The sequence below is a fragment of the Arthrobacter crystallopoietes genome (assembly GCF_002849715.1).
Classification (GTDB): Bacteria; Actinomycetota; Actinomycetes; order Actinomycetales; family Micrococcaceae; genus Crystallibacter; species Crystallibacter crystallopoietes.
The window spans coordinates 392,060-406,200 of the sequence record NZ_CP018863.1; the positions used below are offsets into that span (position 1 = coordinate 392,060).

General features: G+C 67.1%; 11 protein-coding genes. All 11 read right to left on the reverse strand.

Annotated features, from left to right (window positions below):
* Nucleotides 1–93: 93 nt before the first annotated feature.
* Nucleotides 94–492, reverse strand: a complete 399-nt coding sequence (locus tag AC20117_RS01890; RefSeq protein ID WP_074701231.1) for a hypothetical protein — start codon at nt 490–492, stop codon at nt 94–96.
* The gene (locus tag AC20117_RS01895) at nt 489–1,550 is read right to left on the reverse strand and encodes a phosphotransferase (RefSeq protein ID WP_074701230.1); all 1,062 of its coding nucleotides are present in this window, start codon (nt 1,548–1,550) and stop codon (nt 489–491) included. The genes AC20117_RS01890 and AC20117_RS01895 overlap by 4 nt, the downstream gene beginning before the upstream one ends.
* Nucleotides 1,547–2,824: a phosphotransferase gene (locus tag AC20117_RS01900; RefSeq protein WP_074701229.1), complete on the reverse strand. Its 1,278-nt coding sequence runs from the start codon at nt 2,822–2,824 to the stop codon at nt 1,547–1,549. The genes AC20117_RS01895 and AC20117_RS01900 overlap by 4 nt, the downstream gene beginning before the upstream one ends.
* Nucleotides 2,825–4,678 carry an ABC transporter ATP-binding protein gene (locus AC20117_RS01905; RefSeq protein WP_074701228.1) on the reverse strand — a complete coding sequence of 618 codons (1,854 nt, stop codon included), beginning with the start codon at nt 4,676–4,678 and terminating at the stop codon, nt 2,825–2,827. It lies immediately after the preceding gene.
* Nucleotides 4,675–5,835, reverse strand: a complete 1,161-nt coding sequence (locus AC20117_RS01910) for a glycosyltransferase family 4 protein (protein ID WP_074701227.1) — start codon at nt 5,833–5,835, stop codon at nt 4,675–4,677. The genes AC20117_RS01905 and AC20117_RS01910 overlap by 4 nt, the downstream gene beginning before the upstream one ends.
* Entirely contained in the window at nt 5,835–7,112 is a 1,278-nt protein-coding gene (locus AC20117_RS01915; RefSeq protein WP_074701226.1) for a glycosyltransferase family 4 protein, read from the reverse strand. Before AC20117_RS01915 ends, AC20117_RS01910 begins: the two co-directional genes overlap by 1 nt.
* On the reverse strand, nt 7,099–8,373 hold the full coding sequence (locus tag AC20117_RS01920) for a glycosyltransferase family protein (RefSeq protein WP_179951892.1): 1,275 nt from the start codon (nt 8,371–8,373) through the stop codon (nt 7,099–7,101). Before AC20117_RS01920 ends, AC20117_RS01915 begins: the two co-directional genes overlap by 14 nt.
* A 204-nt stretch (nt 8,374–8,577) precedes the next feature.
* Nucleotides 8,578–10,509 (reverse strand): DEAD/DEAH box helicase, encoded by a 1,932-nt coding sequence (locus AC20117_RS01925; RefSeq protein WP_074701224.1) that lies wholly within the window; start codon nt 10,507–10,509, stop codon nt 8,578–8,580.
* Between the two features lie 366 nt (nt 10,510–10,875).
* Nucleotides 10,876–11,382: a PadR family transcriptional regulator gene (locus AC20117_RS01930; RefSeq protein WP_074701223.1), complete on the reverse strand. Its 507-nt coding sequence runs from the start codon at nt 11,380–11,382 to the stop codon at nt 10,876–10,878.
* The gene (locus AC20117_RS01935; RefSeq protein ID WP_074701222.1) at nt 11,382–13,454 is read right to left on the reverse strand and encodes an oxidoreductase; all 2,073 of its coding nucleotides are present in this window, start codon (nt 13,452–13,454) and stop codon (nt 11,382–11,384) included. Before AC20117_RS01935 ends, AC20117_RS01930 begins: the two co-directional genes overlap by 1 nt.
* Before the next feature lie 25 nt (nt 13,455–13,479).
* Nucleotides 13,480–14,124 (reverse strand): MOSC domain-containing protein, encoded by a 645-nt coding sequence (locus AC20117_RS01940; RefSeq protein WP_074701221.1) that lies wholly within the window; start codon nt 14,122–14,124, stop codon nt 13,480–13,482.
* Nucleotides 14,125–14,141: the final 17 nt, after the last annotated feature.

The following is a 14,141-nucleotide window of genomic DNA, read 5'->3' on the forward strand; positions in this document are numbered from 1 at the left end:
TGTGAAATCGGAACCGGCAGTTGTGGCCAGCCCCACATTCGGGGCCCTAACACCGCCGCTGTTTCGCCTGTTGAAAGGCGCCAACAGCGGCGGCTAGTCGTCTCCGCCGTCGTCGTCCCAGTCATCGTCGGCACCGTCATCCCAATCGTCGTCGTCAACAACAACCGGCGGCGCAGGCGCGACCTGTTCCGGCACCGGGGCCGGAACCGGCTGTTGCTTCGGGGCAGAGTCCTGCGCCGGCTTGGCCGGCTCATCCTTGCCCTTGGGCTCCTGCGGTTCATTGTCGGGCGAAGGTTTCAGCGGCGCTTCGGGGGCGGGATCTGCGCTGGCTTCGGGATCGGCAGCAGGGGTCGGTTCCGGCGGCGACGAGGCCTGCTGCAGGTGCGAGACGTCGATGGTGGAATCCTCCGGCTGGGCCACGGCGACGTTCCACAAAATCACGCTCGCTGCGCCGACCAGCAGCAAGGCCAGTATGGACGAAAAGATTTTCACGAGAGTCCCTTTCTTGTCTGCGGCGCCAGCAAGCTGTCCAGCCACGACTGGGCAAGTTGCTGCCATTGCGGACGGAAGGCGTAGACGCAGACCAACCGCAGCTCGGTGGCCACGGCGTAGAGATGCAGCCGGCCGGCCGGCACCGACAGGTCTGCCGCCGCCGTATCCACCGCCGTTTCGGCCGTCTTACGGGCCTCCGCGGTGACGGTGCCCTGGTCCGCCCGCAACCGCAGGTGGACGGCCAGGTTTGCCAGATCCAGCGCAGGCTCGGCCAGCGCAGCGGTGTCGAAATCCAGCAGTCCAAGCGAAGCCGTATCGGCACAATAGAGCAGCTGTTTGTCGTGCAGGTCCCGGTGTGCAAGGCCTGCTTCCCCGCGGCCGCACCCCTTCGACAGTGCCCCACACACCTCATCAGCGAGGCTCCGGACGGCAGCCGGATCGGCATCCAGCGCGCCGAAGTCCAGCAGCTGAGCCACCCACTTGCGTACCGTAGCCGCTTCTGCCGCGCCGTCATGCAGGGGTATCTCCTGCACTCCGGCGGCGTCCCGGACCAACGACGGCCACCGCTCCGCCCAGAGCTGCCAGGCGTGGTCCCACGCGCCCGCGGTATCCGGGGCCCCGAGTTCATGGAGACTGCTGCCGGCCAGCGCTGCGGAAACCACGCGGTCCGGCCCGCTCCCCAGCACCTCGGGCACCGCGAAGCCTGCGCGGGTTCCTGCTTCATGCATCAGCGCCGACTGCCCGGCAACCATGGCAGCCTTACCCGGGGCCAGCAGCTTGGTGTAGTGGGCTCCGTCCTCGGACCGCAGCACAGCGCGGCGTTTATAGCGGTGGACCAGGAGCTTCCCGCCGGCCTCCCCCAGCCCTGGCAGCGCAGGGTCCGTTCTGAAGCCGGCAACCGTGGCTTTTCCGCCGTCGTCAATCATGCCCGCCCGCAGGCGGCCGTATTGATCCATAGCTTCGAAGGTGAGCCGGCGTCCGCTCTTGGGCCACGCGCGGTGGACCGACAGGGGTGCGCCGGCCTGATCGTAGACTGTTGAAGGAACGACGGCGGTCATGCCAGCATCCCTTCAATCCGCGCCAGCCGGTCGAGGATGTGCTGCCGCCAGTCCGGCTCGCACGCACGGAACGGCTCCAGAATCCTCGAGAACAGGTGGCAGGCCGTCCAGACGTTCAGCTCGTCGGCATCCAGCCCGGCGCCGGACCTTCCGCGCTGGCCTTCCTGGTATCCCTCGAGCAGGGCGGCAGTCAGGGTTCCCGTGCCGGTGTCCAGCAGCTCGACCGCTGCGAAGCAGCCCAAATCCGAGACCACCGCACCGTAACCGAACCGGTCCAGATCGATGATGCGCAGGCCTTCGTTCCCGACCAGGATCTGGTCGGCGGAGAAATCTCCGTGCACAAAGCCGGCCCGACCCGGCCGGCGCAGCCGAATGGTCAGCAGGTCGGCGGCATGATCCAGGCGTTCAACAGCTGCGGGCACCAGCTGGCCGGTGTTGGCTGCCAGTTTCTGTAGTCCCGGCATGGCAATGTGGCCGGGCGCGGGAACCTTGGCATCTGCACCGGTATCGCCCTCGCCGGCCCTCGGCAGCTGGAGAAGGTCCGGGCCCGCCCACGGTGGCTGGGTGTGGAGCAGCGCCAGGAACCGCCCCGCTTCGGCCGCGAGCGCCAGCGAATCGGGCTGGCCCTTCTCCGCTGCACCCTGATCCTGCTGGTGCAGGCGCTGCAGGTCGGTGTCGCCGAACCACGGGTAGTAGACGGCGTGCCGGGCCTCGGCGCCTTCCGGCCCGGCATCCGCACCGTCCCCGGAAGATTGTTGTTCCAGGACCGGGATGCCGGCGCCCTGCAGCCGCCTCAGCATGTCTGCGTGCACCCGCGCCGGTCCGGCCGTGACCTTGGCGACCCGGCGCTGCGCGCGCTGGCCGAACGCTGCGACCAGCCGGCGGTGGGGGTTGTAGTTCAGCACGTCGATTTCACCGGCGCGGCCGGACAGCAGTCCGGTCCCGGCGAGGGCCCGGTGCAGTTTGCCGTCCAGCGCCAGCGGCCCGGACACCAGCAGATGACCGGGGGCTTCGGGGAGCTCCGCCGATTCAAGCTGCACTCCCTGCTGCTCGGCGCGCTTGAACGTCTTGGCCAGCTTCGAGTCCTGGCTGCGGGAGTACCCGGCGATCCAGGCCGGTCCGTCGCTTCCGGAAAGCCGGGCCACCACGGACACACCGGGCTTGTAACGTACATGCGCCGCGGCGACGGGGCGGCCGAACAGGCTGCTGAGCCGCTCCGGGTCCATCACGGCATCCAGCGCCGGGAGGGCAGGATCAACAACGGAACCGGCCACCTAGACCACCTCCGCCACGGCGGCGCCGGCGGAATGGCCGGCGTCGACCTGTGCCTCGCTGGCATTGGCCGCCTGCTGCTGTTCCACCCAGGCCTTGAAGGTGCCGGAAGGATGATCGAGCAGTTCTGCAGGTGTGCCGTCCAGCACCACATTGCCGCCCTGGACCCAAAGAACACGGTCGGCGGCGAGTGCCGGTCCGGCGTCGTGCGTAATCGTCACAGTGGTACGTCCTTCGGTCAGGGTGCCCAGAGCTGCGAGCACTTCACTTGCCGCTTCGGGATCCAATCCAGTGGTGGCCTCATCCAGCACTACCACCGGGGCGTGCCGCAGCAGGGCACGGGCGATGGCCAGCCGCTGACGTTGTCCGCCGGAGAGCGTGCTGCCGCGCTCCCCCACCACAGTGTCATAGCCGTCCGGCGAAGCCACGATGAAGCCGTGGGCTTGGGCACGCCGAGCAGCCTGCTCCACTTCCTCGTCCGTGGCCTCCATCCTGCCGTACCGGATGTTGTCGCGGATGGTGCCGGTGAAGAGCACCGAGTCCTGCAGCAGCAGGCTGACCTGCGAGCGCAGCGAAGCCAGCGTCACCTCCCGCAGGTCGTGGCCGTCCACGCTGACGCAGCCGTGCACGGGGTCCATCATGCGCACCAGCAGCGAAGCCAACGTGGACTTCCCGGAACCGGATGGCCCGACCACGGCAACCTTCTGCCCGGCCGGAATATGCAGGTTCACGTGGTGCAGCACGGGTCGTCCGTCGCCGTAGGCGGCCCGCACGCTTTGCAGGCGGATCTCGCCCCGGACACCGGACAGCTCCACCGCGCCCGGGGCGTCCTGAATGTCCACGCGTTCGTCCAGCAGGTCGGCGACGCGTTCGCCCGAGGCCGTGGCACGGGCGATCCGTCCGGTGTACTTGGCCAGATCGCGCAGCGGCTTCATGGCTGTCTTCAGGTAGGTCAGGAAGATGACCAGGTCCCCGGGCGTCATCGCGGCTTCGGCCACCCGCATGCCGCCGCCGAAGAGCACTGCCGCCGTCGCGACGCCGACGATCACGTCGGTGCGGCGTTCCAGCCCGGCGGCCAGCCGGCGGGCCTGCACGCCTTCGGTCAGGGCCTGTTTGTTGCTGTTGGAGAACTTGCCGGCGAGGATACCCTCCAGTCCATACGCCTGCACCACGCGGATGGCACCGAGGCTCTCCTGGGCGGTGTTGGCCAGCGCGCCTTCACCCTTGCGGGTCTTCCGGGAAGCAGCGGTGATCTTGCCGGTGCTGCCGCCGGAAATCAGCAGGAACGCGGCCGCGGCAAGGACCACCACAAGGGCCAGCAGCGGATCCAGCCAGAACATCACGCCGGCCATCACCACCAGGGTGATCACGTTGGCCACCAGCGGCAGTCCGGCCGTGACCGCAACTTCCTGGAGCCGGCCGATATCACCCACCAGCCGCTGCACGGTATCGCCGGTGCGCGCCGAGGAGTGGTATCGGTCGGACAGTGCCTGGACATGGGAGAAGACGCGCACGCGCAGCGCCGCGGCGACCCGCGAGCCGGCGAGTGCGAAGGCGACGGTCGCCAGATAGTTCGCCAGCGCGCGGAAGCCGACAATGCAGATGGTGGCCAGGGCGCAGGAAAGCAGCAGCGCCGGAGTAGCCGTGGGCCCGCTGCCGGCCAGGTCCGCGCCGAGGCTGCGCGTGACCGCGTCCACCACAAACTTGACCGGCCACGGCTCGAGCACCCGGAACACCACCTCGAACAGCAGGGCAGTAATGCCGCCGCCCATCAGGAGCTTGTGCCGGCCCACGTGCGGCCGGATGATGCCCAAGGTGCGGCGCAGGGCCGCGGGGCTGGCTTGTTTCCGGCTCATACCGTCAGCTCCTGGTTCTTGTCCGGCAAGCGTATTCCGGCCAGGCTGTGCTCCAGCACCTGGTGCCAGCTGTGCCGCGCGACCGCCTGCTCCCGGGCGGCCAGTGCCATGGCCAGGCGCCGCTCAGGGTGGGCCACCAAGCGGTCGATTGCGGCGGCCAGGGCGGCCGGATCCGAGGGTTCCACCAGCAGCCCGGTTCCGCCGTCGTCGATAATTTCCGGAACCTGGCCTACGTCCGAGGCCACCACCGGCAGCGCCGCGGCAAGGTACTCGTAAATCTTCAGCGGCGAGAAGTACTGGTCCGCGTCCGAGTCCATCGCCGGGTACGGCGCGGCGGCCAGCGAGCAGTCTGCGAGCACCGCGGGAATCCGTTCGGGCACCACTGCGCCGGTAAAGTCCACCGTCAGGCCCAGTTCCGCCGCACGCCGCTGGAGTTCGGCCGCCAGCGGGCCATCGCCGACAATGCGCAGTTGCCACGCCTGCGAGGCCAGCGCGGCGGCTTCCAGCAACACCTCCACCCCGTGCCACGGTTTGAGCGTGCCGACAAAGGCCACTACCGGCGCGTCCTCGGGGTCGGGGCAGGCAGGCAGGATCCGGTCCGTGTTCACACCATTAGGTACGACGGCGATGCCGCCATGGTGGGCAGCTTCCATTTTGCCTTCCACCCACCGGGCGACAGGTGCGGAGACGCACACGGTCCGGTCCGCAGCGGCAACCTGGGCGCGCAGTGCTGCGGCGGCAGCGGCTTCGTCATGCAGGTAGCGGTGGGTGCGCTGCTCGTCGATCAGCGGGGCGTTGACCTCGAGGATGCCGGGAATGCCCAGTGCCGCGGTGGCCTGGGCCAGCCCGGTGCTGAAGAGGCTGTAGCGCTCGTAGACGAGGTCTGCGCCGTCGTCGATAATTTTCCCGGCCAGCTCCGCGGCCGCCGCGGCCTGGGCGGTTTCGCGCTCGGGACCCTGGCTTTTGGGTACCTTGAGCAAGGTCACCGGGAGGTCGGCCAGGTCCGCGGGGACGTCGTCGCCGGTGCGCGTGCAGTAGACGCTCACCTCGGCGCCGCGAGCCCGCCAGGCGCGGATGATCTCCTGGACGTGGACCGAGGCTCCCTTGGTGCCGAAGACCGGAATTCCCGGGTCCGCACACAGATATGCCACTCGCATTACGCCACCTCCACGCTCTCCCCGGCAGCTACTGTGAGCGCCGGCGCCTCCGCCAGCTGCCGCAGCCGCTGTGCCTGCTTGGTGGAGTCGAAATTCGCTTCGATGCGCCGCCGGGCAGCTGCGGCGATGCCCTCCCGGTCAAAGTCCGGCCGGGCGGCCTCCTCGAGCGCGTCCGTCAGGTCCGCCGCCACACCGTTGCGGACCAGGGTGCCGGTCCGGGCGTCATCGCCTTGGGCCGGATGGATGACCTCCGGAATGCCGGTGACATCGCTGGCGATGGCGGGCACTCCCATGGCCATGGCTTCCAGCAGGACCGTGGGCAGCCCGTCGGCGTTGCCGTCCTCTCCAACCACGCAGGGCGCGGCAAAAACATCGGCCCAGCGCAGCAGGTCGGCGACTTCCCGCTGGGTCCGCGGGCCCAGCAGCCGGACCGTGCCTTCCAGGCCTAGCGAGGAGATCTGTTCGGCCAGCTCGGTTTCGAGCATGCCGCCGCCGGCAATCCGGACATCCAGCCGCAGGCCGCGGCCGCGCAGTTCGGCCGCCGACTCAATCAGCAGGCCGAAGCCCTTCTTCTCCACGAGACGTCCGACGGCGGCAACCCGGAGCGTCTGTACGGGTACCTGCGGCGCGGTGTAGGGAAAGCGCTCGAGTTCCAACCCGTTATAGACCAGGTGCAGGTTGGCCGTTTCGGCGGGATACGTGGAGCGCAGGTAGCCGTAGTTGTACTCGCTGATGGTGACCACGTGCGACGCATTGGCCAGGGTTTGGGCCAGGCGGGCGCGGTCCACATCCTGATGGAAGATGTCCTTGGCGTGGGCGGTGAAGGAATAGGTGAGGCCGGACAGCGCAGCCGCAATTTCCGCGGTGCGGGCCGCCAGCGAACCAAAATGGGCATGCAGGTGCGTGATGCCGCGCTCGAGTGCCATGGTGGCCAGCTCGATTCCCTGATGCACTTCCGTAGGGTCATAACCGGCAAACTTGGGCAGCAGCTGTGCCCATCGTCCGGCGAATTCGGCGTTCAGTTCCTGGGCGCGGGCGACAATGGCCCAGCCTTCGCTGAGCTTGGCCGGCTTGGGCACATAGTTGACCGGGGCCTGTACCCGGGCCAGCTCAGGGTGGAACCGCGGATCCGCCGGCGGCCGCAGGGAGAAGATCTCCAGCACTTCGCCGGAGGCTTCCCGGGCCAGGATCTCGGTGACAATGAAGGTCTCGGAAAAGCGCGGGTAGACCTTGAGGACATAGCCAACTCTGGGCGTATTGGGCTTAGCCTGCAACACGGTTCAACTCCTTCTGCCCCGCAGGGCTCACTGCGTTTTCGGCGCCGGCGGTTCCCAGCAGGAACGCGGCCAGTCGGGCCACCGAGCTGAGTCCGTCCAGCTCGATGCCAGTGCGGCCGGCCGCTGTTCCGGCAACCGTTTCGAACCAGTTGCCGAGGACTTTGCTGCTCATCTGGGCCGGTTCGCAGACGTCCACGAGCTGGCGGTTGCTGAGCGAACGTGCGCGGATCAGCTGCTCCTGCCGGGGCCAGACCCGCGGCACCACGAGGGCAGGCGTGTCCGTGCTGAGGATTTCGCAGACCGAGTTGTAGCCGCCCATGGTCACGATGGCCGCGGCTGCATTGATCTCCACGAGCGCATCCGGGACACTGGCGATCACGTCGGTCCGTTTCCGGGCAGCACGCTCAACCTGGCGCCTTTGGTCTGCTGCCATCTGCGGGCCGGTAATGACCAGGTGGCGGTACCCCGCCGGCACCTTGGCACGCGCCGCCGCCATGGTCAGGTCGAATCCGTCCGATCCGCCGCCGACCATGGTCAGCAGGTACGGCTTGCGGGACTGTGGCCTGCGCGAGGAGCAGGGCCGGCCTGCGGCCAGGTAGCCCGTGAAGCGGACCTTGTCGCTGAGAGCCGCGGGAATTTCACCCGAAGCCACCGGATTGTGCACGGCCGGGTCGCCGTAGACCCAAAGCTCGTCGAAGGTGCGCCGGACGTGGCACAGATCCCCGAGCGCGGTCCATTCGCGGGCCGCGACGGCGGGATCGTCAAGGACCTCGCGCAGGCCGAGGATGACCTTGCAGCCGGGGTCGGCTTCCCGTACCGCGGCCAGCGCGTCTACCAGCTCACCGTCCACGCCGAAGGCATGCCGGTCCACGATGACCAGGTGGGGACGGAAGGCCGTCAGGGCTCCCTCGATGACTGCCGAGCGGAGGCTGATAAGCCGGCTCATCCGTACATCCAGGTGGCGCGGCGCGTAATTGCCCTCGCGTTTGCTGATGCCGGGAATGACCATCCAGTCCCAGCCTTCGGGCCGCCGGTAGCTGGTGGCGGTTCCCTCGCCGGTGACCAGCAGGCCCGACACTTTCCGTCCGGCCAGCGCCGGCAGGTGGGCCGCCAGTGCATGGGCGATGGCGAGGTTGCGCCGGGTGTGCCCCAGGCCCTGCGAATCATGGGAGTAGAGAACTATCCGTAACTCACCGCTGTCCTGCTGGTTGGTATACATCGGTCCTCCGTAGGTTTCATACTCGTCATGCTTGTTATTCACTTTGGCGCAGAATGATGAAACGTTTATGAAACCTTTATGAGAGAGTTCTCATGCTCGGCGTGGTGCACCTCACATCGATGTCAGAACGGGGCGGAGGACAACGTCCCGGGCATGCAAAAAGGCACCCGTTCACACGGGTGCCTTTTTGAGAGAGGTTACTTCAGCTGCCGATTCCCTGCGGGAACTGCCGGGACCGGCCGCGGCTTAGTAGCTCTTGTGGCGTGGCTTGCGGGCTCCGGCGCCTTGGCCGGCGAAGTCCGAACGCTCGCCGCGGTCCTTGCTGAAGCTGCGGTCGCCGTCGAACTTCTTCTTGTACGGACGGTCGCCATCGAACTTTTTCTTGAACGGACGGTCGCTGCCGTAGCCGCCTCGGCTGCCGCCGAAGTCGCCCTGGTCGCGGCGCGGCTTGCGGCCGGAGTCCAGTTCGAGGTGGATCAGTTCGCCGCCGATGCGGGTGCGGGACAGTGCGCGCAGCTGGTCCTGGGACAGGTCCGCAGGCAGTTCCACCAGGGAGTGGTCCGAGCGAATGTCAATGCCGCCGATCTGTGCGGCGCTGAGGCCGCCCTCGTTGGCGATGGCACCGACGATGGAGCCCGGCATGACGCGCTGGCGGCGGCCGACGGCGATGCGGTACGTCGCATTGCCTTCGGTCAGTGCACGCGTCGGGCCGCGGGAGCCCATGGCGTCGCGGCCACCGGCGGCGCGCTCGCGCTGGCCCTTCGGTGCCTCCGGCAGGTCCTGGACCAGCAGCGGGCGTCCGCCCTGGGCCATGACGGCCAGTGCGGCGGCGATCTCCGCGGCAGGCACGTTGTGCTCGGTCTCGTAGTTCGTGATCAGGTCGCGGAAGATGGAGACATCTTCGGACGAGAGGGTCTCAGTGATCTTCTCGGCGAACTTGCTCATGCGCAGGTTGTTGATGGTTTCCGCCGAGGGCAGGTGCATCTGTTCGACCGGCTGGCGGGTGGCCTTCTCGATGGCCCGCAGCAGGTACTTCTCGCGCGGAGTCATGAACAGGATGGCATCGCCTGAGCGGCCGGCACGACCGGTACGGCCGATACGGTGCACGTAGGACTCGGTGTCGTGCGGGATGTCGTAGTTGACCACGAGGGAAATGCGCTCGACGTCGAGACCGCGGGCGGCCACGTCGGTGGCGACCAGGATGTCGATCTTGCCGTCGCGCAGGGCCTCGACCGTGCGCTCACGCTGCTGCTGCGGGATGTCGCCGTTGATGGCGGCGGCGCGGTAGCCGCGGGACTTGAGCTTGTCGGCCAGGTCCTCGGTAGCCATCTTGGTGCGCACGAAGGCGATAACGCCGTCGAAATCTTCTGCTTCCAGGATCCGGGTCATGGCGTCCAGCTTGTGCGGACCCATGACCTGCAGGTAGCGCTGGCGGGTGTTGGTGCCCGTGGTGGTCTTGGCCTTGACCGTGATTTCGGCCGGGTCCTTCAGGTACTTCTTGGCGATCCGGCGGATGGCGGTGGGCATGGTGGCCGAGAACAGGGCAACCTGCTTGTCTTCCGGAGTCTTCGAGAGAATCTGGTCAACTTCTTCGGCGAAGCCCATGCGCAGCATTTCGTCGGCCTCGTCCAGCACCATGTACTGCAGTTCGGAGAGGTCCAGGGAACCCTTCTCGATGTGGTCGATGACGCGGCCGGGAGTACCGACAACAACCTGTGCGCCGCGGCGCAGGCCGGCAAGCTGGGGTCCGTAAGGGGATCCGCCGTAGACCGGAAGAACGGTGAAGTTCTCCATGTGGGAGGCGTACGAGGAAAAGGCTTCGGCTACCTGGAGCGCGAGCTCACGGGTGGGGGCCAGCACCAGGATCTGGGTGTTCTTGGTGGGCGGCAGTTCTGCCATCCGGGACAGCGCGGGGATGGCGAATGCGGCGGTCTTGCCGGTACCGGTCTGGGCCAGGCCCACGACGTCGCGGCCTTCGAGCAGCACGGGGATGGTGGCGGCCTGGATGGGGGACGGCTTTTCGTAGCCGACGTCGCTCAGGGCTGCGAGCACGCGGCCGTCGAGACCGAAATCGGTGAACAAAACCGTGTTTTCTTCTGTCGCTTCGGCGGCGCTGTTGTCCGTGGCCGGCTCAGTGGCGGCGTTTTCGGACATGGTGGCAGTGGGGGTTTCAGACATGGGGTTCCTCATATTCATTTGGGGACCGTGGCCGCGCAAAGCATCACCGTCGGGCTCGATTGAGCTATGGGCGGTGATGATCCGAGAGGCCTGTTGACACAAGTCCGGCGCTGTTCCAATCCCTTGGCAGGACTTCCCGCCATAACTTTGCTGGCTGCCTCACGGCAGGCTGTATGGCGTTTTCTCAGCCGGCGCTCCCAAAATGAAAACTGTCCGCTTTACGCGGACCCTACACACCATCAGACGCGTTTTCCGCGTCGAAATCAGGGAATACCGGAGTGGGGGATGTATCCAGTGTACGGTACGATGCAACTTCTTTGCGCCCGAATGCACGACGGCGCCTGGTGACCTTGGGCACAGCCGGCGTCACAGTGCGTCGAGAGTCTGCTCCGCCCAGGCAATCCACGTTTCTTCGAACATGATGCCCGCTGTAAGCACTGCGCGCTGGAGCTCGTTGCCCCCGCCCCAGTTCCCGCGCTTATCGAGCTGCTGGTAGGTCGCCAACTGCTCCCGGTGCAGCTGAAGGTGCCGTTCCAGTTCATCCGCGATGGGCTCCCCAAGCACCGAGGCCGCGCGCAGCCTGATCATCAGCGCCTCGCGGACCGGGCGGGGGTCCTGCTGTTCGGCCGTCCACCGCTGCAGCTCGCGGCGCCCTGCAACGAGCACCTCGTAGTCCTTGGCCCGCCCCCGGCTCGAATCGCGGCCGGTGGAGCGGATCATTCCGTCTTTCTCCAGCCGGCCAAGTTCGCGGTAGATCTGCTGATGCGTGGCCGGCCAGAAGAAGCCGAAGGACTTGTCGAAGCGGCGTGCCAGCTCGGCCCCGGAGCCGGCTTGTTCCAGCAGCGCGGTCAGAATGGCGTGCGGCAGTGACATCAGATGGCCGCCGCCAGCCGGGTGCCCTGGTTGATGGCCCGCTTGGCGTCGAGCTCTGCCGCCACATCCGCTCCCCCGATCAGATGCACCGTCTGGCCGGCTGCTTCGAGTTCCGCCTGCAGTTCGCGCTGCGGTTCCTGGCCGGTGCACAGCACCACAGTATCCACGGAGAGCACCTGGTCGGTGCCGTCCACGCTGAAGTGCAGTCCGCCGTCGTCAATCCTGCCGTAGGTGACGCCGGGAATCATGGTGACGTCCTTGGCCTTGAGCTCGGTCCGGTGGATCCAGCCGGTGGTCTTGCCCAGGCCGGCTCCAATCTTGCTGCTCTTGCGCTGCAGCAGGTAGATCTTGCGCGCCGGCTTCGGCGGGTGCGGCCGGGCCAGTCCGCCCGGCGTTCCATAGTGGGGGTCGATGCCCCAGTGCTCGTAGAACAGTTCCGGCTCCAGCGTGGCGCTCGGCCCGGACTGCGCGAGGTACTCGGCGACATCGAAGCCGATGCCGCCGGCGCCCAGGACCGCGACGCTGTTACCCACCGGCTTCTTTCCGCGCAACACGTCCAGATAGCCCAGCACCGACGGGTGGTCCAGGCCCTCGATGCCGGGAAGCCGGGGCAGCACGCCGGTGGCGAGGACAACTTCGTCGAAGCCTTCGGCCAGCAGGGTTTGCGCGGTGGCTTTCGTGTTGAGCCGCAGATCGATGCCCCGGAGTTCAAGCTGGCGGCCGAAGTAGCGAATGGTCTCGTGGAACTCTTCCTTGCCCGGGATCTGTTTGGCCAGATTGAACTGACCGCCGATCTCGCCGGCGGCCTCGAAGACCGTAATCCGGTGGCCGCGCTCCGCGGCAGCGACCGCGAACCCCAGGCCCGCGGGGCCCGCGCCGACCACGGCAAGCTTCTTCTTCTCCGCGGCCGGTTCCAGGAGAATCTCGGTCTCGTGGCAGGCCCTTGGATTGACCAGGCAGGAGGTGACCTTTCCGACGAAAGTATGGTCCAGGCAGGCCTGGTTGCAGGCGATGCAGGTGTTGATCTCGTCCGACGTCCCGCGCGAGGCCTTGAGCACAAAGGCCGGATCTGCCAGCAGCGGGCGGGCCATCGAGACCATATCGGCGCAGCCGTCCGCCAGAAGCTGTTCGGCCACCTCGGGGGTGTTGATGCGGTTGGTGGTGATGAGCGGGATGCCGAGCCGGCCCATCAGCTTACGGGTTACCCAGGCGAAGGCGCCGCGCGGAACGGAGGTGGCGATGGTGGGGACGCGGGACTCGTGCCAGCCGATTCCGGTATTGATCAGCGTAGCGCCGGCGGCCTCGATCCCGTGGGCCAGTTCGAGCACCTCTTCGAAGCTGGATCCGCCCTCCACCAGATCCAGCATAGACAGCCGGTAGATGATGATGAAGTCCGTGCCGACCCGTTCGCGCGTCCGGCGGACGATTTCCAGCGAAAAGCGGATCCGGTTGCGGTAGGAACCGCCCCACTCGTCGGTACGGTGGTTGGTCCGTGCCGCGATGAATTCGTTGATCAGATAGCCTTCGCTGCCCATGATTTCGACGCCGTCATAGCCCGCCGATTGCGCCAGCTCGGCAGCGTAGGCGAAGTCCTCGATGGTTTGCTCAATGTCCGATGTTGACAGCTCGCGGGGAGCCAGCGGATTAATCGGAGAGGCCGCTGGACTGGGTGCCACAAGGTCCCGGTGGGCGGCATAGCGGCCCGCGTGCAGCAGTTGCATGGCAATCCGGCCGCCCTCGGCATGCACCGCATCCGTAATGACGCGGTGCTCGGCCGCCTCCTCCGGCGTCGTTATTTTGGCGCCACCCGCACCCAGCCGCCCGGCCTCGTTGGGCGAAATGCCGCCGGTGACAATTAGGCCGATTCCCCCGCGCACCCGTTCGGCGTAGAAGGCCGCCATCCGGTCAAAGCCCCCGGGCAGCTCTTCCAGGCCCACGTGCATGGAACCCATCAGGACCCGGTTGGGCAGTGTGGTGTAGCCAAGGTCCAGCGGCTCAAGCAACCGGGGGAAGGTAGACGACGTCACTATGCACTCCTTTGCACAACTAGTTGCATAAAGACTAGAGGGCATAACGCCTCCCGGCAATAACTGCGGGTCAGCCCCTGCGCAGTCCCAGTTTGATCGCCTTGTTGACGTTGCCGCCGATGCTGATTTCGCCAGCCGCTTCCGAGTCCAGCAGTGCCTGTGCCTGGGCCTTGTCCAGCCCCCCGAAAACGTCCGCCACACTCACGCCGTGCCCGGGACGGAAGACCACCTCAATACTGTCGCCCGATGCGATTTCCCCGGCCTGCACCACTTTGCAGTAGGCGCCGGGCAACCCCTTGCGCAGGAAACGCTTGGCCCAGCCCGGTTCTGCCATATGCCGTTCGAAGGTGGCGCAGGGAATCCGCGGCATGGTCACCTCCGCGGTGATCCTGCCGATCCGCCACCGCTCCCCCACCAGCGCCTGGCTGACCGCCAGGCCCTGGGTACGCAGGTTTTCGCCGAACAAACCGGCCGGTACCTCGCGCCCGAGCTCGGCCGCCCACTGCGCCGCGTCTTCCTCGGCATAGGCGTAAAGTGCCTTCAGTTCACCGCCGTGGTGCTTGCGGTCCGCCTGCACATCCGTCCGCAGCCCGAGCTGGTGCACCAGCACCGGGCCTTCTACGGTCCGCTTGTCGATGGCGGTCACGCCGACAATGCTCTCGTCGGGCTTCAAGGCATGGACAGAGCAAACAGCAAGCAGCGATCCGGAAGTCATTGCCCCAGTTTAGGGCT